The sequence below is a fragment of the Streptomyces sp. NPDC050988 genome, assembly GCF_044456225.1.
Classification (GTDB): Bacteria; Actinomycetota; Actinomycetes; order Streptomycetales; family Streptomycetaceae; genus Streptomyces.
Genome location: NZ_JBITFQ010000015.1, coordinates 126,062 through 150,067, shown reverse-complemented (window position 1 = coordinate 150,067; position 24,006 = coordinate 126,062). Strand labels below are relative to the sequence as shown.

The following is a 24,006-nucleotide window of genomic DNA, read 5'->3' as shown; positions in this document are numbered from 1 at the left end:
CTCGGCTCGTTCTGGGGGGGGGTCACCCGCGGCTGGTCCGGGCCCCCGCCCCCCCCCCCCCCCCCCCCCCCCACTCACCCGCACCCGCCCCCCCAACGCAACCACCCCACCCAGTAGGCGCCCATACACAACAGCGCCCCATATGATCCCGTTTCATGGGAAGCGCCCGAATCGCCGTCAAGCAGAACCCGGCTCCGGAGCCAACGCGGGCCCCCGCCCGCACAGGCGACGGCACCCGCCCGACCACCCCCGCCTCCCGGCGAGCAGCCGCATTCGCCGTCTGGTACCTCCGCCTCGTCGCGTTCCTCAACTTCCTGAGCGCCGTCTGGGTCTCGCTCGGCCAGGACGTGCGCCGCCACAACACCGAGAACTACTTCACCCCGTACCTCCTGACGGCAGGCTTCGCGTCGGGTGCGTTCACGATGTTCCTGGCGATCACGATGCGTCGCCGCAAACGAGCCGCCTGGATCCTCAACCTCGTACTCAGCGGGCTGTTCCTGTTGCTGCTCGCCTTCGCGATGGTGTTTCCGGAGATCCGTCAGTACCCGCAGAACTGGATCTCCCTCGGCCTCACGGCCGCCTTCGTGGCGTCCCTCGTCACCGGCCGACGCGAGTTCTACGCGAAGGGCGACCGCTCGAACCCGAAGCTGGCGGCGGCCGTCGCGGTCGGCGGACTGCTGCTCTGCTCGCTGCTCGCCACGCTCCTGGTGACCGTCACGAACGACGCGGACGACGCCCATCGTTCGACCTTCGCCGACCGCTGGCGCTACGGCACCCTGCGGCTGATCTCGGTCGCCGCCGACGACGCCCGCTTCCCCGGGATCACCACTCCCAACTGGGCGAACGTCGCCATCAACGTGCTCAGCACCCTGCTGGTCCTGGCCGTCTTCTACGCGGCCTTCCGTTCCCGCCGCGCCGTCGACCCGCTCACCGAGGGCGACGAGGAACGGCTGCGGGCGCTGCTCGACCGGAACGGCGACCGCGACTCGCTCGGCTACTTCGCGCTGCGCCGCGAGAAGAGCGTGGTGTGGTCACCGACCGGCAAGGCGGCCGTTGTCTACCGCGTCGTGAGCGGTGTCTCGCTGGCCTCCGGCGACCCGATCGGCGATCCCGAGGCATGGCCCGGCGCCATCGACCCCTGGCTCGCCGAGGCGCGCGCCCACGGCTGGATCCCGGCGGTGATGGGCGCGAGCGAGGAGGCGGGGACCATCTACGCACGCCATGGCCTCGACGCGCTGGAGCTCGGCGACGAGGCGATCGTCGAGACGGCGGAGTTCACGCTCGACGGGCGGGCCATGCGGACCGTCCGCCAGGCCTACAACCGCGTCCAGCGCGCGGGCCACCAGGTCCGCATCCGGCGCCACGAGGACATCCCGGCCGACGAGATGGCGTACCTGCTGAAGCGGGCCGACGACTGGCGGGACGGGGCGACCGAGCGGGGCTTCAGCATGGCGCTGGGGCGGCTCGGGGATCCGGGCGACGGCCGGTGCGTGATGCTCGAATGCACGAACAGCCGGGCGGGGGAAGGCGCGGACGAGTTGAGAGCGGTGCTTTCCTTCGTGCCCTGGGGGCCGCACGGGCTCTCCCTCGACCTCATGCGGCGGGACCGGGACTCCGAGAACGGGCTGATGGAGTTCATGGTCATCCAGCTCCTCCAGCGGGCCCCCGAGATCGGGATCACGCAGGTCTCTCTCAACTTCGCGATGTTCCGATCCGTCTTCGAACGTGGCGCGCGTCTCGGCGCGGGCCCGGTACTGCGGCTGTGGAGGTCACTGCTCAGCTTCTTCTCGCGCTGGTGGCAGATCGAGTCGCTGTACCGCGCCAACGCCAAGTACCGGCCCATCTGGGAACCGCGGTTCCTGCTCTTCGAGAAGAGCGGTGACCTGCCGCGCATCGGCATCGCCGCGGCCCGCGCGGAGGGGTTCCTGGAGGCGCCGGGACTGCCGAAGTGGCTGCACCGCAAGCACCTGGAGTCGCACAGATGAGTACGCACGGCCCGGTAGTCACCCGCCCATGAGCACGCGCGAACAGAGCGGCGCCCGCCCATGAGCACCCTCGCCCGGCTGGCCCGCGCCGAATGGGGCCCGCTGTACGCGGACGTACGCGCGGGTCTCGTCGAGCGGCGCCTGCGGGCGATCCCCATGACCGTCGCAGCGGTGTGCCTGACGGCGCTCGCGCAGTACGCGCAGAACCAGTCGTGGGGCTACCGGTTCGTCCAGGACATCGGTGCCGTCCGCGCCGAGGACCCGCTCTGGCTCGCCCTTCTGCGCACCCCGCTCTCCCTCTTCGTACCGGCCCTGGACCTGCCCGTGTGGGGTGCGCTCGCGCAGATCCTGCTCGTGTTCGGGATCGCCGAGATCTGTCTGGGCTGGTGGCGCACGCTCGTCATCGCGTACGTCGCCACGCTGGCCGGCACCCTCTACGCGCGCGTGGGCATCGCGCTGGGCCCGCACGGCCTTCTGGGGCTGCCCGCCTCGGACTCGCTGGTCGTGGACACCGGGCCGTCGGCGGCCGTGGTCGGGCTCGCGGTCTTCCTCTGTTGGCGGTATCGGGCGTACGTCACCGCGGGAGTGGTCGTCGCGGCGATGGTGGTGGAGGTGATGCTCAAGGAGAACCTGGCGGGCAGGGAGCATCTGGCCGCGATCGCGGCCGTGCTGGTGCTGTGCGGGATCTCCGAGCTGCGTCACCGGCCGCCGGGCAGGGACCGGGCGGGCTCCGGGTCCGGTTTGCCGCCGATCCAGTCCTGAACCTTGCGGCGGGGCCCAGCCCAGCGGCGGTCGTGGCGGTAGGCCCGCAGCTGGGCCTTGGCCCGGGCCCGGTGCCGTCTGCGGTAGAAGCGCTTGGCCCACGGCGAGCCGGGGCGGGCGAGGCGGATCGCGCCGATCAGGGCGACGAGCGGGACAATCACACCGAAGATCGCCATACGTGCTTTGCCCTTGCTCAGGGCCAGCAGCGAGATGAGGAAGTTCAGCCCGATGCTCACGATGACGCCCGCGCGGTCCTGGAGTTCGTCCTCGGTGAGGTCGTTGACGCCGAACGGCAGGAAGCCGCTGAGCATCAGGCCCACCAGGGCCGCCGTGACCACCACGACCTCGACGCTCTTGCGGCCCTCCTCGCTCCAGTAGACGTCGTCGAGATGCATGATCAGCGCGAACTCGTCCAGTACAAGACCCGCGCCGACGCCGAACACCACGGCGAACGCGGCCGAGCCGAAGCCGTGCCTGCCGCTCGCCACCGCGCCGAAGCCGCCGACCACGGTCAGGACGACTCCGGGGACCACGTGGTGGATGTGGACACCGCCGGCCTCCACGTTGCCGAAGGGGCCCTTGCCCGCGCGGATCATCCGGACGACGATCCGGGTGATCACAAAGGTCAGTACGAAGGAGGAGAGCGCCAGCAGCAGCGGCAGCTTTCCCGGTTCGGTGATGTTCCGTGTCCACCAATGCCCCATGTGCGCACTTTATCCGCGGCTGCCGTGGGCGGCTCCCGGGCCGCCGGGTAACCTGCGCCGGTGTCCACGCCCCCGCCCGAAACTCCCGGGACCTCCTGGCCCGACGGCCTCCGTTTCGCCTTCGGCACGCTCACCGTGCTGCCGGTCGAGGTGACGCGGTGGGACCGCGGTGCCGCGCGGGCCGGGATGCTGTGCGCGCCCGTCGCCGGGCTGGTTGTCGGTCTCGCCTCCGCGGCGCTCGGCCTGTTCCTGCTGGTCCTCGGCGTGGGGCCGCTGCTCGCGGCCGTGGCCTCCGCCGCCGTGCCTGCCGCCCTGACGCGCGGCCTCCATCTCGACGGGCTCGCCGACACCGCCGACGGGCTGGGCAGCGGCAAGCCGGCGGAGGACGCGCTGCGCGTCATGAAGCAGTCGGACATCGGGCCGTTCGGTGTCATCACCCTTGTGTTCGTGCTGTTCGCCCAGGTGGCGGCGCTCGCGGAGGCCTACGGCGCTTCTTGGGCGTGGGGGGCTTTCGCGACCGTCGTGTCGGCGGTCGCGGCCCGGCTCGCGCTCACGCTGGCCGCGCGGGTGGGCGTGCCGCCGGCTCGGCCCGAGGGGCTGGGTGCGGCGGTCGCCGGCACGGTGCCCCTGCGGGGGGCTGTGCTGGTGGGGGTCGGTGTGGTCGCCCTCGCGGCGGGGGTGGGGCTGTTCTTCGGGTCGTACGGGCTCGTGCTGGGGGTGGCCGCCGTGGTCGCCGCGTGCGGGTTCGCCGAGCTGCTGCTGCGGCACTGTGTTCGCCGGTTCGGCGGGGTTACTGGGGACGTGTTCGGAGGATTGGCCGAAACTGCCGCCACGGCGGCGCTGGTGGTGCTCGCTTTGTGGTGAGGGCTCCCGGGGGTGTGTGGTGAGTGACAGTGCGGCCCGGTGGGGGTTGTTCGCGCAGTTCCCCGCGCCCCTGGGTGGGTGGGGTTCGGCGTTGTGTGTTGGGTGCGGGTTCGTTTGGGCTGAGCGCGCAGTTCCCCGCGCCCCTAAAAGACAAAAGCAGGGGCGCAGCCCGCTTTTAGGGGCGCGGGGAACTGCGCGCTCAGCCACGGACGACCTGCACGTCGCGAACCACCGAAACCCCCACCCACCCAGGGGCGCGGGGAACTGCGCGGCCAGCCCCCGCCCACCCGCGGGCGAAGAACTCAGCCCGCCTGCAAGGCATGCGGCAGCGTGCCCCAAGGGTGGGCCCCCTCGCCCGGGACCGCGCAGTGGACCGTGGCACCGCGCGCGCGGGCCAGGTCGCCCACGGGGGCGCCCGGTGGAACGCCGTGGACCAGGTGGCACTGGCGAGTGCGGCCGACCGCGAAGGGGGCCGGACGGAGGCTGCGGTAGGTCTCCCACGTGCCCTCGAACGTGACGAGGACATCGGCGAGGCGGGCGTACGAGGGATGCGGCGGCGCCCCGTGGTTGAGGGCGAGGGTCGTGCACCCCGCCCCCCACGCGGACGTGGCGAGCCGCTGGTAGTAGCCGAAGTCGCCCAGCCCCGAGGTGACTTGGTCGAGGAAGGCGCCGTCCACGCCGTACCAGTCTCGGTACCGCGAGAGGTCCCGGACGACCTCCGTGCGCGGCCTGCGGCCGTAGTCGGTGTCGGCGTACCCGAGTACCCGGACGTCCCTCCCCCGCAGTCGCTCGGCGATCTCGGCGAAGGCCGCGTCGGGGCGTTCGCCGGGCCCGCTGGACGGGTTCAGCACGACCCCGTAGAGGCGGGGCGCGGCCTCGACGATCGCCTCCCATTCGGCGGGGCGGACGGACGGGTGCTCGTAGTACGGGACGAGGAGGGTGCTCATCTGTGGGCCGTTGCCCTTCCCAGTTGCCAACAGACCAGGGTCGCCAGCACCGCGGCGGCGGCGCCGTACACGACGAGGCCGACCAGGTGCGGGCTCACCCCGTCCACGAGGAGCGCCCCGGCCTGGGCGAGCCCCGCGGCGCAGCAGACCACGGCGGCGCTCAGGACGGCGCCGAACGACTGGAGCAGCAGACCGGTCCAGAGGACGACGCCGAGCAGCAGCAGGGCCGTCAGGCGTACACCGCTCAGGCCGGGCGCGTGCGGCCAGAGCGCGGCGGTGGCGAGGCTGAGCAGGAACAGCGCGGCGAGGTAGGCGCTGAGGCATTTGACGAGGGTGCCCGCGGTGGTGCGCCAGAACTCGCGTGAGGTGCTGCTGGAGCGCAGTCCGGCGAGGCTTCCGCTGCGGAACCGGTAGAGCAGCCACTCGGCGGGCCCCATGCTCAGCGTGAGTGCCACGGCGGCCGGGGCGGCGACCGCTGCGGTCGACGACCCGTCGGCCAGCACGTCGCCGAGCGCCACGAACACGACGAGGACACCGCTGCCGAGGCCGAAGAAGGCGTACGGCAGGGAGCCGGCGAGCCAGGGCGAGGCGCTGCGCGGCCGTTTGGTCTCCTGGGCGCCGCCGAAGGGCAAGAGGGCCGCGAACCCGGCGGACCAGCCGATCCGGGTCCCGTCCCCCGACTGCCGTACGGCCGGGGCGACTTCGATCGCGGCGAGGGCGCCGACGATACCGAGCGAGCCGAGCAGCAGGGCCAGTCTCGCGGCCTCGGGGACCGGCTGGGCCATCGCCAGCAGGGCACCGGCCGCCATGGGCAACAGGGCGGCCAGCAGGGCCCGTTCGCGGCCCATCACCAGCAGTACGGTGGCGGCCGCGAGGTAACAGGACTGGCCGGCGGCGAAGGCGACCGCGCCGAGGTGGCCGGGGGCGACGGCGAGTGCGACGAGCGAGCCGAGCAGCGCGCCCATGGGTGCCCCGACGAGGAGCGAGCGGCGGGAGGCCGCCTTGTCGCCCAACCCCAGCCAGGAGTAGGCCCGGTGGGCGAGCCCCTGGTTCCAGGTCCAGCCGCAGAGGGCGCCGGCCAGCAGCGGGATCGTACCCGCGGGGAGCCCGAGGCCGTCCTGCGGGCCCGCGAGGAGGGGGGCTCCGAGGACGTAGCCGAGGCCGGGGAGGGCGAAGACGACTCCTCTCAACAGGCAGCCCAACAGGCCTATCTGCCAAGGGTCGTGGGCCGGTCCCGAGGGTTCGGGATGGCGGCGCTCGACCCGCTCGTACAGCTCCTCGGCGAGCGAGAAGGAGTCCTTGCAGCCGTACTTCTCGCGGATCTGGTCGTCCGACATGCCGTCGGACTCCAGGAGCGCGGCTATCTCGTCCGGGTGGACGGCGGCGGCTATGAACTCCTCCAGCCGCTTGGCGAGTTCGTCCACCGGGTCGGGCTCCGCCCAGCTGGGACGGCGTTGGCGCGGCACATAGGGCAGGGTGTCGGGCCGCGAGCCGGGCGGCATCCGGATCGATCCGCTCACCAGCCGGTCCCGTCCGTCGCGACGGCCTGGTACCAGGGGTCGCGCAGTTCGAGGGTCCAGTCGGCGACGGTCTCCAGCGTGGGCTCGTACACCTCGGGCAGGCCCGCGAGTTCCTGGTAGATCGTCCGGAAGGCGTCCACGGAGCGGCGGAGCGTGAAGCGCTCGATGACGCGCTGGCGGGACAACTGGCCCAGTTCCAGGCGTCGTTCGTCGTCCCGCAGCAGGACGAGCGCGGCGGCGGCCATCTTCTCGGGCTCGCGCGGCGGCACCACGAGCCCGGTGTCGCCGACGGCCTCGCTGACACCGCCCACGTCGGTGGAGACCGTGGTCCGGCCGCACGACATGGCCTCGATGATCGAGAAGGGGAAGCCCTCCGAGATGGAGGAGAGCATCACGACGTGCCCGGCCGCATAGGCCCGCCACACCTCGCTGATCCGGCCCTCGAAGGTGAGCCCGTCCGTGACGCCGAGTTCGGCGGCGAGCTTCTCCAGCCGGGTCTTGTACGCCTCTCCGCCGGGCGGCACCGGGCCGAACAACCGCAGCCTGGTCTCGGGGAGTTCGGCGCGCACCATGGCATACGCGCGTAGCAGCGTTTCGAGATCCTTGATCGGGTCGACGCGACCGCACCAGGTGAGCGTGGGCACGTCCGGCTCGGGTCCGGCGTGCGGGAATGCGGCGGGGTCGACGCCGTTGTAGACGGTACGGATCTTGTCGGGGTCGGCGCCGCCGCGCTCCTCCCAGCGGCGGTTGTACTGGTTGCACGGGGTGATCAGGTCGGCCGCCTGGTAGCCGAGGGTGTTGAGCTCGCGGTAGAAGCCGAGCATCAGGGCCTTGACGGGCCAGCGCTGTGCGTCGCTGCGGTAGCCGAGGTAGCGCTCGCGCAGATAGATGCCGTGTTCGGTGAGCAGGAACGGGATGCCGTCCAACTGCCGTGCGGCCAGGGCGGGAAGGGTGGCCAGACCGCTGCCGGTGGCGTGCGAGACGGAGTTCTCGGGCAGCCGGACGCCCAGCGGGCGCAGCGCGTGCTCCAGCAGGTCGGTGGCGGTCAGCGCGTCGTGCACGGTGGGGCACGCCTGGGCGATCTGGAGATGCGGCATGGTCCAGATCCACATCAGCGAGCGCAGCGCGGCCTCGGTGCGCAGGGCGGCCGACAGCCGTCCGTCACGGGCGAGTTGGGCGAGTTCGTAGAAGGCCTCGCCGAAGTCGCAGTGCGCCTCGGGGTCCAGGAAGGACAGCAGGAACCGCTCGTAGGTGTCGATGAAGCGGCGTCGGGCCGGGCCGCGCGGTGCGCGCCGGGAACCCTGCAGCGTGCCCCACAGCGGTACGGACGTGTGCTGGTAGACGTTGCCCGGCAGCTCCCAGGTCACGGGTTCACGACCGTTGCCGGCGAGCGAGACGACGTTGAACTCGACTTCGGGCATCCCCTTCACGAGCTGGTCGCACCAGGTGCTGACCCCGCCGTGGACCAGTGGATACGTGCCCTCCGTGAGCATGGTGACATGACGGCCTGTGCTCATCGCTGCGCTGCTCCCCCCTGTATGCGGATGCTGTATGGGGAACCGCGCGCCGCACCCCGACTGCGGACCCGTCGTGGCTGGTCGCGCAGTTCCCCGCGCCCCTTCGGGGCGCCGCTCTACGGCAGTTTCAACGTGAGAGCGTCTTGCAGAAGCTCCGGCGTGGTCCAGGCCGAGCGCTCTCCCGCGTACGGCGTCCCGAACGCGGTGGTGCCGAGCAGGAGTTGCTTGAGTGTCCCTTCGGGTGCGGTCACCGGGATCTGTGTCCCGGACGGGGCGTTGACGGTGACGGTCGTCCCGACGCGGTACGCGGTGACGTCACCGTCGGCGACGGCCTCCTGCCAGGCGGCGCGGCGCTTCAGTTCGGTGCCGATGGCGCTCTGCCGGGGGTTCTCCAGCGGGGCGTTGTCGGCGTAGAGCGCGCGGTAGTCGGCGAGCACCTTGTCCAGGACCGGGTAGAGCAGCCGGTCCTCGGCCAGGTTGGACTGGTGCACGTAGTGCGGGCGCGGGTCGTTGCCCACGGCGTGGCCGAGGGCGGTGCGGGCCTCCTGCGGGAGGATGTACGACTCGAAGCCGGTCGCCGTGTCGAGCGGGTCGTCGAGACAGGTCGACGTGGGGTTGTTCTCGCAGATGCCGCTGCCGCCGTCGGCCTTCGAGGTGTAGATCCAGTTGTACTCGTCGGTGATCTCCTCGGCCGTGCCGACGTTGTAGTACACGTTCATCGGGTAGCGGGGCACGGTCAGGGTGCTGCCCACCGAACGCTGCTGCGGTTCACGGGAGTTGTCGGAGGCAGTCCAGTCGACACCGTTGTCCGCGAGGGCGCCCGCGAGGTTCGGGTTGTCGTCCGGCTGCTGCGGCAGGGTCTTCAGGCCCGAGTGCTCACCGGTGACCAACTCGCTGCTGTCGACGGGCAGTCCGTGGCTCGCCGCCCACAGGTTGTTGGCGCTGATCTCCGCCGAGATGTCGGCGCGGCTCATGTACTGGGTCGAGCCGTCGGCGTTCTTCGCGCAGCTCCACGGCACGGTGCTGGTGTCCTGGACGCAGCCGAGGAAGGGGTGCGTGTAGGTGTGGTTGACCCAGCGGTACTCGCCCTTGTCGGCGAGGAGTTGGTCGGTCAGCGCGTCGACGTTGCCGTTCTCGCTCTTCCACTCCTCCCCTGCCCCGGCGTTGTAGACCATGTCGAGGGTGAAACCGCTGTCCCGCTGCCACTGGGCGGCGTACACCGCGTCGGCCGCGGTCATCCGGATCGGCGTGGTGCCCTCACCGTCACCGCCCACGCAGTCGAAGTCGCCGGGTGTGCAGTTGCGTTCGGTGTCCCAGCGGCTGTCGGGTGCGAACACATCATCGACATGGACAGAAAAATAGTTCCTGTTCTGCCCCAGGTGTACGCCCTGAGTCAGCCATTCGACAATGCCACGGGCAAGGACGCGGAACTGCTGCTGGTAGTGGTTGTAGGCGAAGGTCACGACGAGTTCGCGACGTCCGTCGTGCGCGTACTCGCCGACCAGGCTGCCGCGGCCGGTCCCGCCGGGCACGGCGGTGTCTACGTAGCTGGTGAAGCCCGCGCGCGGCCGGGCCACGTAGCCGTAACTCTCCTGAATGGAGGGCGAGTTGTCCTCGAATGTGAGGGGCCCGTCGAGGTAGCCGAAATAGCCCGCCCCGCCCGCCGTGGTGACCGCCGCCTCGCGGCCGTCGAGGGTTCCGGCCCAGCCGCCCGCGTCCGTGTAGTCGAGGCCGACCCCGGGGTGCGCCCAGGTGTAGGCGTCGACCTGGGGGATGCCGAAGGTCCTCTCGTAGGCCTCCAGGGCCGTCTGTTCGGCCGAACCGGACCCGAACGGTGCCTCGTTGGGCAGCACGACGCCCTGGTACTTGGCGCGCGGTGTGCCGCCGGACCCGTCAGCCGGTTCGCTCAGGAACGCCTCGGTGATCGTCGGGCGGCCGGAGTCGTTCAGGTCGACGGTCGTGTACGGGATGCCGGTGGTCTTCAGTTCCTCCGTGATGGCTTCGACGGGACTGTCGCCGTTGTCGACGACGAGCACCTTCAGATCGATGCGCGGCTCTTCCGCCGCCGAGGCCCCGGGGGCTCCCAGCCCCAGGCTCAGCAGACCGGCGGCCGCCATGACAGCGGCCGCGTTTCTCCATCCGTGCGCTCTCTGCGCCATGTTCGCCCCTCCCCCCACAAGATCCCCTGATGGTCGTTTCGAGGAGGATCCGTGGAAATCATGCAAAGCGACGAGTGGGTTACTCATCGCAAACAGCAGGAGTGTGTCTCAGGTCACAGAAGTGAGGGGTGATAAGTGGCCAGGCCACCACTCAGGGATGAACGACCGCTGGAATGAGCGAAACGCGACACCGCGCGTAGGCTCGTGCCCGGGACTCCACCGCCCCGGCCGACCTCACCCCTGACGGCCCACAGCAACTCAATGGAAGCGAGATTTCACCACCGTGACTGCTCTCACTCTCAGCACCGCCGCGGCGCCCGGCCAGCGGGTCGACGCCATCGTCGTCGGTGTCGCCAAGGGCACCGGGCCCAAGTCCGGGGACCTGGTCGTGGCACCGGGCGCCGAGGCCGTGGACAAGGCGTACGACGGCAGGCTCGCCGGCGTTCTGGAGACCCTCGGCGCCTCGGGCGGCGAGGGCGAGGTGACGAAGCTGCCGGCTCCGTCCGGCTTCAAGGCACCGCTCGTGCTGGCGGTCGGTCTCGGTGCTCTGCCGGAGAAGGACGGGTCCTTCTCCGGGGAGACCCTGCGCCGGGCGGCCGGTGTCGCCGCGCGTGCCCTCGCCGGTTCGAAGAAGGCCGCTTTCGCCCTGCCGATCGAGGACGCCGCCGACGCGGGCGCCGTCGGCGAGGGCGCGCTGCTCGGCGCGTACTCCTTCGACGTCTACAAGGAGAACGGCAGGAGCAACGACGGTGGGAAGGACGCCAAGAACGGCAAGGCCCCGCTCGCCGAGGTCACGCTGCTCGGCGGCAAGCCCCGCGACAAGGCGTTCAAGGCGGCCGTCGAGCGCGCCACGGCCGTGTCCGAGGAGCTGAACCGCGCCCGTGACCTCATCAACACCCCGCCGAACGACCTGAACCCGGAGGCCTTCGCGGCCGTCGCGCAGGCCGCGGCCAAGGAACACGGCATCAAGGTGCAGGTGCTCGACGAGAAGGCCCTGGAGAAGGGCGGCTACGGCGGCATCCTCGGCGTCGGCGCCGGTTCCGCGTCCGCGCCCCGGCTGGTGAAGCTGTCGTACACCTCCTCCAAGGCGAAGAAGCACCTCGCCTTCGTCGGCAAGGGCATCACCTACGACTCGGGCGGCATCTCGCTGAAGCCGGCCGGGCACAACGAGACGATGAAGTGCGACATGAGCGGCGCCGCCGCCGTGTTCGCCGCGGTCGTCGCCGCCTCGCGCCTGGGTCTTGAGGTCAACGTGACCGGCTGGCTCGCGCTGGCCGAGAACATGCCCTCCGGTTCCGCGACCCGCCCCGGTGACGTGCTGCGCATGTACAGCGGCAAGACCGTCGAGGTCCTCAACACCGACGCCGAGGGCCGGCTCGTCCTCGCCGACGCGCTCGCCAAGGCCTCCGAGGAGACCCCGGACGCGATCGTCGACGTGGCGACGCTGACCGGCGCGATGATGCTGGCGCTGGGCAACCGGACGTTCGGCGTCATGGCGAACGACGACTCGTTCCGTACGGCGGTGTACGAGGCCGCCGAGGAGGTCGGCGAGGCGGCGTGGCCGATGCCGCTGCCGGACCACCTGAAGAAGGGGATGGACTCCCCCACCGCTGACATCGCCAACATGGGCGAGCGGTATGGCGGCGGACTGGTCGCCGGACTCTTTCTCAAGGAGTTCGTGGGCGAGGGGATCACGTGGGCGCACCTCGATATCGCCGGGCCTGCCTTCAACGAGCAGGGGCCGTTCGGGTACACGCCCAAGGGGGGTACGGGGTCTGCTGTGCGTACGTTGGTTCGGCTTGCCGAGCTGACGGCTGCCGGGGATTTGGGCTGACGCCCGCCCGATAGCTCGGTTCCACTCGCCGTACGGCGGGTGCGGGTCGGGTGTGGCTGGTCGCGCAGTTCCCCGCGCCCCTTCGGGGCGCCCCTGAAGGGGCGCGGGCCCGCAGCAAACGCACTGCCGTGTGATCGATCAGACGTCTCACTGCCCGGCCCGGCGTCCCGCTCGGCGCCGACAGGTGCGAAGATGGGTTCTCGGCAGGACAGGGCCCACCTCAGGGCCGAAGAAAGAGCGGCCGGACACCAGCCGCCGCCCGGTCGACGCAGACCGGCGTACGGCGCACATGCATGGAGGACGTGACGTGGCGAACGACGCCAGCACCGTTTTCGACCTAGTGATCCTCGGCGGTGGTAGCGGCGGCTACGCCGCGGCCCTGCGCGGAGCGCAGCTGGGCCTGGACGTCGCCCTGATCGAGAAGAACAAGCTCGGCGGCACCTGCCTGCACAACGGCTGCATTCCCACCAAGGCCCTGCTGCATGCCGGCGAGATCGCCGACCAGGCACGCGAGGCGGACCAGTACGGCGTCCTGACGACTTTCCAGGGCATCGACATCAACGCCGTCCACAAGTACAAGGACGACGTGATCAGCGGCCTGTACAAGGGCCTTCAGGGCCTCGTGGCCTCGCGCAAGGTGACGTACATCGAGGGTGAGGGACGTCTGTCGTCCCCGACCTCCGTGGACGTCAACGGCCAGCGCGTCCAGGGCCGTCACGTGCTCCTCGCGACCGGCTCCGTGCCGAAGTCGCTGCCGGGCCTGGAGATCGACGGCAACCGCATCGTCTCCTCGGACCACGCGCTGAAGCTGGACCGCGTCCCGCAGTCCGCGATCGTGCTGGGCGGCGGCGTCATCGGCGTCGAGTTCGCCTCGGCGTGGAAGTCCTTCGGCACCGACGTCACGGTCATCGAGGGTCTCAAGCACCTCGTGCCGGTGGAGGACGAGAACAGCTCCAAGCTTCTTGAGCGCGCCTTCCGCAAGCGCGGCATCAAGTTCAACCTCGGCACGTTCTTCGAGAAGGCCGAGTACACGCAGGACGGCGTCCGCGTGACCCTCGCCGACGGCAAGACCTTCGAGGCCGAGATCCTCCTGGTCGCCATCGGCCGCGGGCCGGTCTCCGCCGGTCTCGGCTACGAGGAGCAGGGCGTCGCGATGGACCGCGGCTACGTCCTCGTCGACGAGTACATGCGCACGAACGTCCCGACCATCTCCGCCGTCGGTGACCTGGTCCCGACGCTCCAGCTCGCGCACGTCGGCTTCGCCGAGGGCATCCTGGTGGCGGAGCGTCTGGCCGGCCTGAAGACCGTTCCGATCGACTACGACGGCGTGCCGCGGGTGACGTACTGCCACCCCGAGGTCGCCTCCGTGGGCATCACCGAGGCCAAGGCCAAGGAGATCTACGGCGCGGACAAGGTCGTCGCTCTGAAGTACAACCTCGCGGGCAACGGCAAGAGCAAGATTCTCAAGACCGCGGGCGAGATCAAGCTCGTCCAGGTCAAGGACGGTGCCGTGGTCGGCGTCCACATGGTCGGCGACCGCATGGGCGAGCAGGTGGGCGAGGCCCAGCTGATCTACAACTGGGAGGCGCTGCCGGCCGAGGTCGCGCAGCTCATCCACGCCCACCCGACCCAGAACGAGGCGATGGGCGAGGCCCACCTCGCCCTGGCCGGCAAGCCGCTGCACTCGCACGACTGACCGACCCTCGGTCAACTCACGACGCGACGACACAGACTTCCGCAATTCGTAAGGAGCAACCGAAACCATGGCGGTTTCCGTAACCCTTCCGGCGCTCGGCGAGAGCGTCACCGAGGGCACTGTCACCCGCTGGCTGAAGGCCGAGGGCGAGCGCGTCGAGGCCGACGAGCCGCTGCTCGAGGTGTCCACCGACAAGGTCGACACCGAGATCCCCTCCCCTGCCGCCGGTGTGCTCGCCTCCATCAAGGTCGCCGAGGACGAGACGGTCGAGGTCGGCGCCGAGCTGGCCGTCATCGACGACGGCTCCGGCGCGCCTGCCGCCGCCCCGGCCCCCGCTGCCGCCGAGGCCCCGGCCCCGGCCGCCGCTCCCGAGCCGGCTCCGCAGGCCACCCCGTCCACCGAGGCCGCCGCTCCGGCGCCGGCCCCGACCGCCGAGGCCGCCTCCGGCGGCGGCTCCGCCGAGGGCACGGACGTCGTCCTGCCCGCGCTCGGCGAGTCGGTCACCGAGGGCACCGTCACCCGGTGGCTCAAGGAGGTCGGCGAGGAGGTCGCGGAGGACGAGCCGCTGCTCGAGGTCTCCACGGACAAGGTCGACACCGAGATCCCGTCGCCCGCCGCCGGCGTGCTGCTGGAGATCGTGGTCGGCGAGGACGAGACCGCCGAGGTCGGCGCGAAGCTCGCCGTCATCGGCGCCCCGGGCGCGGCCCCGGCCGCCGCTCCGGCCCCGGCCGCCCCGGCTCCGGCGCCCGCCGCCGCTGCCCCGGCCCCGGCCGCTCCTGCGCCTCCCGCGCCGGCTCCGGCCCCCGCTGCTCCGGCCGCTCCGGCTCCGCAGGCGCCTTCGGCTCCCGCCCCGCAGCAGCAGACGACCCCGGCCCCCGACCCGGCTCCGGCCGCGCCGGTGCCGGCTCCCGCTCCCGTCACCCCGGCCCCGGCTCCGGCCGCGACCTCCGGTGACGACGGCGCGTACGTGACCCCGCTGGTGCGCAAGCTCGCCGCCGAGAACGGCGTCGACCTGGCCACCGTCAAGGGCACCGGCGTCGGCGGCCGTATCCGCAAGCAGGACGTCCTCGCCGCCGCCGAGGCCGCGAAGGCCGCCGCGGCCGCTCCGGCTCCGGCCGCCGCCGCTGCCCCGGCCGCCAAGAAGGCGCCGACCCTGGAGGCCTCTCCCCTCCGCGGCCAGACCGTGAAGATGCCCCGCATCCGCAAGGTCATCGGCGACAACATGGTCAAGGCCCTGCACGAGCAGGCCCAGCTGTCCTCGGTCGTCGAGGTCGACGTCACGCGGCTGATGAGGCTGCGCGCGCAGGCCAAGGACTCCTTCGCCGCGCGCGAGGGCGTCAAGCTCTCCCCGATGCCGTTCTACGTGAAGGCGGCGGCCCAGGCGCTGAAGGCCCACCCGGCCGTCAACGCCCGGATCAACGTCGAAGAGGGCACGATCACCTACTTCGACACCGAGAACGTCGGTATCGCGGTGGACTCCGAGAAGGGCCTGATGACCCCGGTCATCAAGCACGCGGGCGACCTCAACATCGCCGGCATCGCGAAGGCCACCGCCGACCTGGCGGGCAAGGTCCGGGCCAACAAGATCACTCCGGACGAGCTGTCCGGCGCGACCTTCACGATCTCGAACACCGGCTCGCGCGGCGCGCTCTTCGACACGATCATCGTGCCGCCGAACCAGGTCGCGATCCTCGGCATCGGCGCCACGGTCAAGCGTCCGGCCGTCATCGAGACGGAGGAGGGTACGGTCATCGGCGTCCGCGACATGACCTACCTGACGCTCTCCTACGACCACCGCCTGGTGGACGGCGCGGATGCCGCCCGCTATCTGACGGCGGTCAAGGCGATCCTGGAGGCGGGCGAGTTCGAGGTCGAGCTCGGCCTGTAGGCTCCGCCGCCGCATCGCACGACGAGGTGCCCCCGCCCGGGTTTCCGGGCGGGGGCCCTTTGCGTTGGGATCACTCTGCGGGCCGGTGGGGGCTGGTCGCGCAGTTCCCCGCGCCCCTGAAAGCGGGGCTGCGCCCCTGGCTTTCATCTTTTAGGGGCGCGGGGAACTGCGCGACCAGCCACAACGAACCCGCACCCGCCCTACCACCCACCCCCGGCGGAGCACCTCGTGTAAGTCTCATCTCACCTGCACCAAAGCACCCCCGCACACCCTTCCCGAAGGGACTCACGGCTTTATTGTCTAGAAGTCAACGCCTCGGGGCCCGAGCGGCCCCCGCCGAAGGAGCCTCAATGACCGCGCCCATCGTCCACTCGCTCCGCGAACAGATCCGCGAGCACATCGTGGAGGGGATCGTGAGCGGTCGCTGGAAGCCGGGCGAGCGGATCGTGGAGCGCCGGATCGCCACCGAGCTGGAGGTCAGCCAGACCCCCGTGCGGGAGGCCCTGCGCGAGCTGGAGTCGCTGCGCCTGATCGAGTCGGCCCCCAACAAGGGCGTACGCGTACGCAATCTCACCGCGGCGGACCTGGAGGAGAGCTACCCCGTGCGGGCCGGGCTGGAGGCCATCGCGGCCGAGCTGGCCGCCGAGCGGCTCGCCGCCGACTGCACGTCGCTGGAACCGCACGTCACCGCCCTGTACGAGGCCGACCGCAAGGCCGACGGCACCGGCCAGGTCCGCCACACGGTGGCCTTCCACCGCGAGCTGGTGCGCGCCGCGGGCAACTCCGTGCTGCTGCACACCTGGGAGGGCCTCGGCATCGAGGTGTTCACGGCCCTGTCGATCCGCTGGCTGGGCACGGTCCAGCAGTCGTACGCGGAGGAGCACGAGGCCCTGGTGGAGGCGTTCCGCCGCCGGGATCCACTGATCGCGGAGCTGGTGAAGGCGCATGTACTGGGCTGCGCGCCGAGGACGGGCAGCGAGCCCTCCTGACCTTGGACAGGCAAGCCCCGGCGACTCCGAGCAGCAGAGCGACACCCCGCTCATACGCACCCTCACCTGCGAAAACAAGGCACCCGGTGCCTGGCGCCAAGGCACCCCGTGCCTACTTTCTCGTGATCAAGAGGTTTTGCCCTTCAACCCTTTGATCGATCATCGATCAGGGAGTTACAGTCGTCGTCGGGCTCCCACCAGAGCCTGCCGCCCTGTCCTGCCAAAGACCAAGGGCACCCCCGAAAACCCCTTGCCGACGAGGGAACCCCCCTCCGCATCCGGAAGGCGGCGCAATGACCGACCCCACCGCAATCCAGCCGAGCGAGCTCGACCAGCTCCCGGACCGTGACCCGGAGGAGACCGCCGAATGGCAGGCCTCCCTGGACGCCGTCACGAAGGCGGCCGGGCCGCACCGTGCCTCGTACCTGATGCGGCGGACGCTGGAGCGTGCCGAGGGCAACGGCCTCGCGCTGCCCAAGCTGCTCGAGACCGACTACGTCAACACCATCCCGACCGCCGCCGAACCCGCAGTGGACGGCGACGAGGCGATGGAGCGCCGGATCACCGCGTGGAACCGCTGGAACGCGGCCGCGATGGTGACCCGGGGCGCGAAACACGGCGTGGGCGGCCACATCGCCACCTTCGCCTCCGCGGCCTGGCTCTACGAGACGGGCTTCAACCACTTCTTCAAGGGCAAGGAGGCCGACGGGTCCGGCGACCAGCTCTACATCCAGGGCCACGCCTCCCCCGGCATCTACGCCCGCGCCTTCCTCGACGGCCGGCTGAACGAGACGCACCTCGACAACTTCCGCCAGGAGGCGGGCGGCAACGGCCTCCCGTCGTACCCGCACCCGCGGCGCCTGCCGTGGCTCTGGGAGTTCCCGACGGTGTCGATGGGCCTCGGCCCGCTGTCGGCGATCTACCAGGCGCGCTTCAACCGCTATCTGACCAACCGCGGCATCAAGGACGTCTCGGCGTCCCACGTGTGGGCGTTCCTCGGTGACGGCGAGATGGACGAACCGGAGTCGACGGCGGCACTCGCACTCGCCTCCCGCGAGGGTCTGGACAACCTGACCTTCGTCATCAACTGCAACCTCCAGCGCCTCGACGGCCCGGTCCGCGCGAACTTCAAGATCGTGCAGGAGCTGGAGGCGCAGTTCCGCGGCGCCGGCTGGAACGTCATCAAGTCGCTGTGGGGCAACGCCTGGGACGAGCTGTTCCGGCTCGACACCACCGGCGCCCTGGTCCGCCGCCTCCGTGAGGTCCCGGACGCGCAGGTGCAGACGTACCAGACCCGTGACGCCGCCTACATCCGCCAGGACTTCTTCGGCTCCGACCCGGCACTCGTCGAGCTGGCGAAGCTGCTGAGCGACGACAAGATCCTGGAGTGCTTCCACCTCTCGCGCGGTGGTCACGAGGCGCGCAAGGTGTACGCGGCCTACAAGGCGGCCGTCGAGCACAAGGGCGCGCCCACCGTGATCCTCGCGCAGACGGTCAAGGGCTTCACGCTCGGCGAGGGCTTCGCGTCGAAGAACGCCAACCACCAGATGAAGAAGCTGTCGACGGACGAGTTCAAGCAGATGCGTGACCTGCTCGAACTGCCCATCAAGGACAGCGACTTCGTCGACGGGGTCGTGCCCTACGGCCACCCCGGCGCCGACTCCCCCGAGGTCCGTTACCTCCAGGAGCGCCGCGCGGCCCTCGGCGGCCCGGCCCCTGCCCGCCGTACGCACGCCGTCGCCCCGCTGCCCGCCCCCGCCGACAAGGCGTTCGCGGCCTTCGACAAGGGCTCCGGCTCGCAGAACGTGGCGACGACCATGGCCTTCGTACGCCTGGTCAAGGACCTGGTCCGCGACAAGACGTCCGGTAAGCGCTGGGTGCCGATCGTCCCCGACGAGGCACGCACCTTCGGTATGGAGAGCCTCTTCCCGTCCCTCGGCATCTACTCGCCGAAGGGCCAGACGTACGAGCCGGTCGACCGCGACCAGCTGATGTACTACAAGGAGGCCAAGGACGGCCAGATCCTCAACGAGGGGATCACCGAGGCCGGTTCGATGGCCGACTTCATCGCCGCGTCCACCGCGTACTCCACGCACGGCGAGACGATGATCCCGTTCTACATCTTCTACTCGATGTTCGGCTGGCAGCGCACGGCCGACCAGATGTGGCAGCTCGGCGACCAGCTCGGCCGCGGCTTCCTCATCGGCGCCACGGCCGGCCGTACGACGCTGACGGGCGAGGGCCTGCAGCACGCGGACGGCCACTCGCCGGTCATCGCGGCCACCAACCCGGCCGCCCTGTCGTACGACCCGGCGTTCGCGTACGAGGTCGCGACGATCGTCAAGGACGGTCTGCGCCGGATGTACGGCGAGGCCGCGCCCGGCGAGGACCAGAACGTCTTCTACTACCTCACCGTCTACAACGAGCCGATCCCGCAGCCCGCGAAGCCGTCGGGGCTCGGTATCGACGAGGGCATCGTCAAGGGCCTCTACCGCTTCAACACGGCGGAGTCGGCCGGAGTCCAGGTCAACGCCGCCAACGCCTCGCGCATCCAGCTGCTGGGCTCCGGCACGGCGATCCACTGGGTCCTGGAGGCGCAGAGGCTGCTCGCCGAGGAGTGGGGCGTGGCCGCGGACGTCTGGTCCGCCACGTCCTGGACCGAGCTGCGGCGCGACGCCCTTGAGGCCGACGCGGCGCTGCTGCGCGGCGAGGACCGGGTGCCGTACGTCCGTCAGGCGCTGCAGGGTGCCGAGGGGCCCGTCCTCGCGGTCTCCGACTACATGCGGCAGGTGCCCGACCAGATCGCGCAGTGGGTCGAGCAGGACTACTCCTCGCTCGGCGCGGACGGGTTCGGCCTGTCCGACACCCGTGAGGCCGCTCGCCGGCACTTCGGTGTCGACGCGCAGTCGATCGTCGTGGCGGCGTTGGCGCAGCTTGCGCGGCGGGGTGAGGTGCCGGCTTCTGCCGTGAAGGAAGCGCGGGAGCGGTACGGGTTGTAGTTGTAGTACGCCGGCTGCGGGCCGGTGGGGGCTGGTCGCGCAGTTCCCCGCGCCCCTAAAGATGAAAGGCATGGGGCGCAGCCCCGCCTTTCAGGGGCGCGGGGAACTGCGCGATCGGCCCCCACCGGGCCCGCACTCGTCCACCCGGCAAAATGAACACATGCGTGCTGCCCGCCTCATCAAGATGGTGCTGCTTCTTCAGGCCAGGCCCTCCATGACGGCCGCCGAGCTCGCTCGGGAGCTGGAGGTGTCGGAGCGGACGATCACCCGGGACGCGCAGGCCCTGTCGGAGGCCGGCGTCCCGGTGTACGCGGACCGCGGCCGGGCTGGCGGGTACCGGCTGATCGGCGGGTACCGGACCCGGCTGACCGGGCTCGCCAGGAGCGAGGCCGAGGCCCTGTTCCTCTCGGGCGTGCCCGGCGCGCTCCGGGAGATGGGCCTGGAGGACGCCGCTTCCGCCGCCCGCCTCAAGGTGTCGGCGGCTCTGCTCCCCTCCCTCAAGGACGCCTCCCGCACCGCGTCCCAGCGTTTCCACCTGGACGCCCCCGCCTGGTTCGCCGAGCCCAAGACGCCTGAGCTGCTGCCCGAGGTCGCGGAGGCGGTGTGGGACGACCGTCGGATCACCGCGCGCTACCGGCGCCAGGAGACCGACGTGGAGCGCGAGTTGGAGCCGTACGGGCTCATCCTCAAGGCGGGCGTCTGGTACGTCTGCGCCCGCGTCCCCGATCCCGGGTCCTTCCGTGTCTACCGCATCGACCGGTTCACGTCGGTCGAGTCGGGCGACGAGCGCTTCAGCCGCGACGAGGGGTTCGACCTGCCGGGCTTCTGGGCGGAGCGGTCGGCCCAGTTCGCGCGTTCGCTCCTGCGGGCGACGGTCGTCGTGCGGCTCACCGAGGCGGGCGCGCGACGGCTGAAGCACACCGTCGATCCGCTCTCCGCGCAGGAGGCCCTGACCGTGGCCGACCCACCCGACGACGCGGGCCGGGTGACGGTCACGCTGCCGGTCGAGTCGCACGACGTGGCGTACACCCAGCTCCTCTCCCTCGGCCCCGAGGCGGAGGTCCTGGAGCCGTCCGGACTCCGCGAGCGCTTCGCCGAGGCGGCGGCCAGGACGGCGGCGTACTACGACGCCGGCGGGGAGTGAGGACTAGGCGCCGCGCGGGCTACCGGTAGCCCGTCACATCGGCCGGCTTGCCCTGTGACTCCACCTCGATCATGTAGCGCCACGCGTCGGGTGCCGAGCCGTCGACGTCCGTGAAGCCGTACTCCTGGGCGAGGCCGCCGCTGGAGAGCGACTGTCCGTTCCAGCGGGCCGCGTCGGGGTCGGCGGCGAGTGCGACCAGGGCCCGTCCGACGTAGGTGGGCGTCTCGGAGATCGCGAAGTGCGGGACGTGCGCGCAGGCGTCCCGCCAGTTCTCCTCGGTGACCTTGAAGGCGGTGTCGAGCATCGTCTCGGAGCGCAGCCAGCCCGGGGTGAGGCAGACAGCAGTGCAACCGTGTTCCTTGAGCTCCTCGCCGAGGTCGTGGGCCATGCGGATGGGGGTGGTCTTGGCGAGGTCGTAGAAGAAGGGTTTGCGGTAGCGGCGGTTGTACTCCTCCGTGCCGTCGGTGACCTCGACGAGCAGCCCGCCGGGGTTGCGGACGAGGAGCGGCAGCGCCGCGTGGCTGGTGACGATGTGCGACTCGATGCCGAGGCGCATGATCCGCAGCCCCTTGTCGAGGTCCATGTCCCACATGTCGGGCTGCTTCTCCGCCGACCAGTCGAGGAGGACGTCGCCGCCCCACATGTCGTTGACGAGGATGTCGAGGCGGCCCTGTTCGCGGTCGATGCGGTCGACGAGGGCGCGTACCTGGTCGGGCTCCAGGTGGTCCGTCGGGACGGCGATGCCCCGGCCGGTGACGCCCGCGGCCGCGTCGACCAGTTCGGCCGTCCCCTCGATGGTCTCGGTGGTCCGGCCGACCTCGCTGACGTGCTCGCGGGTCGTGCGCCCCGTCACGTACACGGTGGCTCCGGCGCGGCCCAGTTCCACCGCCATCGCCCGTCCGGCGCCGCGTGTGGCGCCCCCGACCAGGGCGACCTTTCCCTTGAGTTGTGGGGCGGACCGGTGCGCTGTGGTCTGTGCTGTCGTCTCCATGGTCCGAGCATCGCGCCGAATGGCGACATCTGCTGTCGGACTTTCCGTGGGCATGTGCGCGCATAACGATCTGCCTGTCCCCGGGTGCGCGGGCCGGGTCGAGGCCCGATGCTTGTCCCGTGATGGACGAGACGGAGTTCTGGGAGCTGGTGGACGCGACCCGCGAGGCCGCGGAGGGCGACCCCGAGGAGCAGGCCGACCTGCTCGTGGAACGGCTCGTCCAGTTGGACCCCGAGATGGTCCTGGACTTCGCCCGTCACTTCGAGGCCCGCTACAACCGCGCGTACATGTGGGACCTGTGGGGCGCGGCCTGGATCCTGCTCGACGGAGCCAGCGACGACGCCTTCGACTTCTTCCGCTGCTGGCTGATCGGCCAGGGGCGGGAGGTGTACGAGGCCGCCGTGCACGATCCCGACAAGCTCGCCGAGCTGCTCACGGACTTCGACGACGAGGTCGACGGGGACGGTGAGGAGCTGGGCTACGCGGCGGACGAGGCGTACGAGCAGCTCACCGGCACGGTCGCCCCGGACCTCGGTATTCCGGCCGCGCCGCCCGAGCCCCTGGGCACCGCCCTCGACCTGGAGAACCAGGCGCAGCTGGCGGAGCGTTTCCCGCAGCTGTGGGACCGGTTCGCGGACTGACGGACGGTTCCGGCGGCGGACTCCCCCGGGAGAACTCGGCTCACCAGGAGGAGCCGCGCGGGCCCGCCGTACGGATCTGGTGCGCGGGGGCGACCACGGCGGCGGGCCAGGCGGCTGCCGTGGGCGAGCCGTCCTTGCGTGCGCTGAGCGGCGGCGCCGCGTTGGCCCGGTCCAGTGCGGACGCAGTGGCGGCGGACGGCCCCACCACCACGGCGGCCACCACACAGGCCACCGTCCACGGGCTGCGCGCGGCCCGTCCCCACAGCGAAGTCCCCCGGGTCTGCTGCCCCTTGCGACTGCTCATGATCCCCACCTCCGGTCAGTGCGTGCCTAGACGCTAGAAGGCGTGGCTCGGGGTGATCCGTGAGCCGGCTGTGGCGTACCTGTGAGGCGTGGCGGGGAGCGGCGGGGTGGGCGGGAGCCCGACGGAAGGTCGCAGGCCCCTAGCGCCTGCCCTGGAGGTGGGCCGCGTGTTCCCTGATCTCGGGCAGGCGGGCCATCAGGGCGGCGCCCGGGCAGGCGGTCCAGTAGCCGTCGGTGTGGCCGGAGACGGCGGTGAAGGTCCCGCGGGTGCCGGCCGGGTACTTGCTCAGGCTGTTGGTGGAGACGAGCCGCACCGGAGCTCGCGGGTCGATGCCCACGAGTCCGAGTTTCCAGGCGGCGACGGCCGCTATGGCGTCGGTCATGGCCTTGGGGACCGGCACGCCCGCGGTGAAGGTCCCTATCGCGGCGATGCCCGCCGTGCCCACGTTGAAGCCCTGCGTGTGCGCGCCGACGACGGCACGGTCGATGCCGCCCGCCCGGCCCTCGTAGATCGTGCCGCAGCGGTCCACGAGGAAGTTGTAGCCGATGTCGTCCCAGTGCCGGACTCCGGCCTGTCCCGCGTACAGGTAGCGGATGATCTTGGGAGCGTCGGCGCAGTCGTAGTCGTTCGGCGAGTCGGTGTGGTGCACGAACACGGCGGTCACGCGGCCGGCGTACCGGGTCGGCGGCCGGGTGTAGGCGGCGTCGGCCAGCCAGCGTTCCCTCGGCACGATGGGCGGCCGGGTGGCCTGGTGTCCCACGGCGGCCCGCGCCGCGACGGGAGGCCGGGCCTCACCCGGCGTGCGGTCGACCCCCACGGCACACAGCACGAGACCGGTGACGGCGACCAGCCCGGGGACACAGGCGAGGGCGATGCGCGCGGGCCGGGGTATGCGGACCGGGGCCGACGGACGGGGCCCGGAATCGGCCGACGGACGCGGCCTCGTATCGGTGGACGGACGCGGCCCGGTGTCGGTGGACGAACGCGGCCCGGTGTCGGTGGACGGACGCGGCCCGGTGTCGCCGTCGGCCTCGGGCCCGCTCCGCCGGAGCACCCTTCGCC

18 protein-coding genes are annotated in these 24,006 nt (G+C 71.3%); 10 read left to right on the top strand and 8 right to left on the bottom strand.

Translation table 11 applies throughout. The annotated features are described in order from the left end of the window. Nucleotides 1-155 precede the first annotated feature (155 nt). Together ACIBEI_RS28985 and ACIBEI_RS28980 are read left to right on the top strand one after the other, a co-directional pair. The gene (locus ACIBEI_RS28985) at nucleotides 156-1,985 is read left to right on the top strand and encodes a phosphatidylglycerol lysyltransferase domain-containing protein (RefSeq protein ID WP_398893185.1); all 1,830 of its coding nucleotides are present in this window, start codon (nucleotides 156-158) and stop codon (nucleotides 1,983-1,985) included. Nucleotides 1,986-2,045: 60 nt separating this feature from the next. Continuing rightward, complete coding sequence (locus ACIBEI_RS28980) at nucleotides 2,046-2,747, top strand: hypothetical protein (protein ID WP_398893184.1); 702 nt, start codon at nucleotides 2,046-2,048, stop codon at nucleotides 2,745-2,747. Here ACIBEI_RS28980 and ACIBEI_RS28975 read toward each other — a convergent pair. Beyond that, nucleotides 2,684-3,451, bottom strand: a complete 768-nt coding sequence (locus tag ACIBEI_RS28975) for a hypothetical protein (RefSeq protein WP_398893183.1) — start codon at nucleotides 3,449-3,451, stop codon at nucleotides 2,684-2,686. The two genes, ACIBEI_RS28980 and ACIBEI_RS28975, sit on opposite strands and share 64 nt — an antisense overlap. Nucleotides 3,452-3,511: 60 nt before the next feature. On the opposite strand from ACIBEI_RS28975, the gene ACIBEI_RS28970 reads away from it, so the two are divergent. Then, nucleotides 3,512-4,315 carry an adenosylcobinamide-GDP ribazoletransferase gene (locus ACIBEI_RS28970; protein WP_398893182.1) on the top strand — a complete coding sequence of 268 codons (804 nt, stop codon included), beginning with the start codon at nucleotides 3,512-3,514 and terminating at the stop codon, nucleotides 4,313-4,315. Nucleotides 4,316-4,617: 302 nt separating this feature from the next. Here the strand turns inward: ACIBEI_RS28970 and ACIBEI_RS28965 are convergent, their stop codons facing one another. The 4 genes from ACIBEI_RS28965 to ACIBEI_RS28950 form a co-directional block, all read right to left on the bottom strand. Beyond that, a complete protein-coding gene (locus ACIBEI_RS28965) occupies nucleotides 4,618-5,262 on the bottom strand; it encodes a spherulation-specific family 4 protein (protein ID WP_398893181.1) in 645 nt (214 codons plus the stop codon). Next, nucleotides 5,259-6,782 (bottom strand): hypothetical protein, encoded by a 1,524-nt coding sequence (locus ACIBEI_RS28960; protein WP_398893180.1) that lies wholly within the window; start codon nucleotides 6,780-6,782, stop codon nucleotides 5,259-5,261. Before ACIBEI_RS28960 ends, ACIBEI_RS28965 begins: the two co-directional genes overlap by 4 nt. After that, nucleotides 6,779-8,299, bottom strand: a complete 1,521-nt coding sequence (gene pelF, locus ACIBEI_RS28955) for a GT4 family glycosyltransferase PelF (RefSeq protein WP_398893179.1) — start codon at nucleotides 8,297-8,299, stop codon at nucleotides 6,779-6,781. The genes ACIBEI_RS28960 and pelF overlap by 4 nt, the downstream gene beginning before the upstream one ends. Before the next feature lie 116 nt (nucleotides 8,300-8,415). Continuing rightward, nucleotides 8,416-10,458, bottom strand: coding sequence for a hypothetical protein (locus ACIBEI_RS28950; RefSeq protein ID WP_398893178.1), 2,043 nt, complete (start codon nucleotides 10,456-10,458; stop codon nucleotides 8,416-8,418). Between the two features lie 283 nt (nucleotides 10,459-10,741). Here ACIBEI_RS28950 and ACIBEI_RS28945 point away from each other — a divergent pair, with 283 nt between their 5' ends. From ACIBEI_RS28945 to ACIBEI_RS28920, 6 genes are all read left to right on the top strand, one after another. After that, nucleotides 10,742-12,292, top strand: coding sequence for a leucyl aminopeptidase (locus ACIBEI_RS28945; RefSeq protein WP_398893177.1), 1,551 nt, complete (start codon nucleotides 10,742-10,744; stop codon nucleotides 12,290-12,292). 307 nt (nucleotides 12,293-12,599) lie between these two features. After that, a complete protein-coding gene (gene lpdA, locus ACIBEI_RS28940; RefSeq protein ID WP_398893176.1) occupies nucleotides 12,600-13,988 on the top strand; it encodes a dihydrolipoyl dehydrogenase in 1,389 nt (462 codons plus the stop codon). 67 nt (nucleotides 13,989-14,055) lie between these two features. After that, the gene (gene sucB / locus ACIBEI_RS28935) at nucleotides 14,056-15,876 is read left to right on the top strand and encodes a 2-oxoglutarate dehydrogenase, E2 component, dihydrolipoamide succinyltransferase (RefSeq protein WP_398893175.1); all 1,821 of its coding nucleotides are present in this window, start codon (nucleotides 14,056-14,058) and stop codon (nucleotides 15,874-15,876) included. 350 nt (nucleotides 15,877-16,226) lie between these two features. After that, nucleotides 16,227-16,865, top strand: a complete 639-nt coding sequence (locus tag ACIBEI_RS28930; RefSeq protein WP_398893174.1) for a GntR family transcriptional regulator — start codon at nucleotides 16,227-16,229, stop codon at nucleotides 16,863-16,865. Nucleotides 16,866-17,158: 293 nt separating this feature from the next. Then, complete coding sequence (gene aceE / locus ACIBEI_RS28925; protein WP_398893173.1) at nucleotides 17,159-19,864, top strand: pyruvate dehydrogenase (acetyl-transferring), homodimeric type; 2,706 nt, start codon at nucleotides 17,159-17,161, stop codon at nucleotides 19,862-19,864. Nucleotides 19,865-20,024: 160 nt separating this feature from the next. Then, a complete protein-coding gene (locus ACIBEI_RS28920; RefSeq protein ID WP_398893172.1) occupies nucleotides 20,025-21,008 on the top strand; it encodes a helix-turn-helix transcriptional regulator in 984 nt (327 codons plus the stop codon). A 19-nt stretch (nucleotides 21,009-21,027) separates the two neighbouring features. On the opposite strand, the gene ACIBEI_RS28915 is transcribed toward ACIBEI_RS28920, so the two are convergent. Next, on the bottom strand, nucleotides 21,028-21,999 hold the full coding sequence (locus tag ACIBEI_RS28915) for an SDR family oxidoreductase (RefSeq protein WP_398893171.1): 972 nt from the start codon (nucleotides 21,997-21,999) through the stop codon (nucleotides 21,028-21,030). A gap of 122 nt (nucleotides 22,000-22,121) precedes the next feature. Here ACIBEI_RS28915 and ACIBEI_RS28910 point away from each other — a divergent pair, with 122 nt between their 5' ends. After that, nucleotides 22,122-22,640, top strand: coding sequence for a DUF4240 domain-containing protein (locus tag ACIBEI_RS28910; RefSeq protein WP_189838530.1), 519 nt, complete (start codon nucleotides 22,122-22,124; stop codon nucleotides 22,638-22,640). A gap of 40 nt (nucleotides 22,641-22,680) precedes the next feature. Here ACIBEI_RS28910 and ACIBEI_RS28905 read toward each other — a convergent pair whose 3' ends face one another. After that, nucleotides 22,681-22,944, bottom strand: a complete 264-nt coding sequence (locus tag ACIBEI_RS28905; RefSeq protein WP_398893170.1) for a hypothetical protein — start codon at nucleotides 22,942-22,944, stop codon at nucleotides 22,681-22,683. A gap of 139 nt (nucleotides 22,945-23,083) precedes the next feature. Further along, the gene (locus ACIBEI_RS28900) at nucleotides 23,084-23,818 is read right to left on the bottom strand and encodes a peptidoglycan recognition protein (RefSeq protein ID WP_398893224.1); all 735 of its coding nucleotides are present in this window, start codon (nucleotides 23,816-23,818) and stop codon (nucleotides 23,084-23,086) included. Nucleotides 23,819-24,006: the final 188 nt, after the last annotated feature.

What these genes read in the sequence shown, in the direction of transcription:
- ACIBEI_RS28985 (WP_398893185.1), top strand. Translation starts at nt 156, where the DNA reads ATGGGAAGCGCCCGAATCGCCGTCAAGCAGAACCCGGCTCCGGAGCCA.
- ACIBEI_RS28980 (WP_398893184.1), top strand. Translation starts at nt 2,046, where the DNA reads ATGAGCACCCTCGCCCGGCTGGCCCGCGCCGAATGGGGCCCGCTGTAC.
- ACIBEI_RS28975 (WP_398893183.1), bottom strand. Translation starts at nt 3,451, where the DNA reads ATGGGGCATTGGTGGACACGGAACATCACCGAACCGGGAAAGCTGCCG.
- ACIBEI_RS28965 (WP_398893181.1), bottom strand. Translation starts at nt 5,262, where the DNA reads ATGAGCACCCTCCTCGTCCCGTACTACGAGCACCCGTCCGTCCGCCCC.
- pelF (WP_398893179.1), bottom strand. Translation starts at nt 8,299, where the DNA reads ATGAGCACAGGCCGTCATGTCACCATGCTCACGGAGGGCACGTATCCA.
- ACIBEI_RS28950 (WP_398893178.1), bottom strand. Translation starts at nt 10,458, where the DNA reads ATGGCGCAGAGAGCGCACGGATGGAGAAACGCGGCCGCTGTCATGGCG.
- sucB (WP_398893175.1), top strand. Translation starts at nt 14,056, where the DNA reads ATGGCGGTTTCCGTAACCCTTCCGGCGCTCGGCGAGAGCGTCACCGAG.
- ACIBEI_RS28930 (WP_398893174.1), top strand. Translation starts at nt 16,227, where the DNA reads ATGACCGCGCCCATCGTCCACTCGCTCCGCGAACAGATCCGCGAGCAC.
- aceE (WP_398893173.1), top strand. Translation starts at nt 17,159, where the DNA reads ATGACCGACCCCACCGCAATCCAGCCGAGCGAGCTCGACCAGCTCCCG.
- ACIBEI_RS28920 (WP_398893172.1), top strand. Translation starts at nt 20,025, where the DNA reads ATGCGTGCTGCCCGCCTCATCAAGATGGTGCTGCTTCTTCAGGCCAGG.
- ACIBEI_RS28915 (WP_398893171.1), bottom strand. Translation starts at nt 21,999, where the DNA reads ATGGAGACGACAGCACAGACCACAGCGCACCGGTCCGCCCCACAACTC.
- ACIBEI_RS28910 (WP_189838530.1), top strand. Translation starts at nt 22,122, where the DNA reads ATGGACGAGACGGAGTTCTGGGAGCTGGTGGACGCGACCCGCGAGGCC.
- ACIBEI_RS28905 (WP_398893170.1), bottom strand. Translation starts at nt 22,944, where the DNA reads ATGAGCAGTCGCAAGGGGCAGCAGACCCGGGGGACTTCGCTGTGGGGA.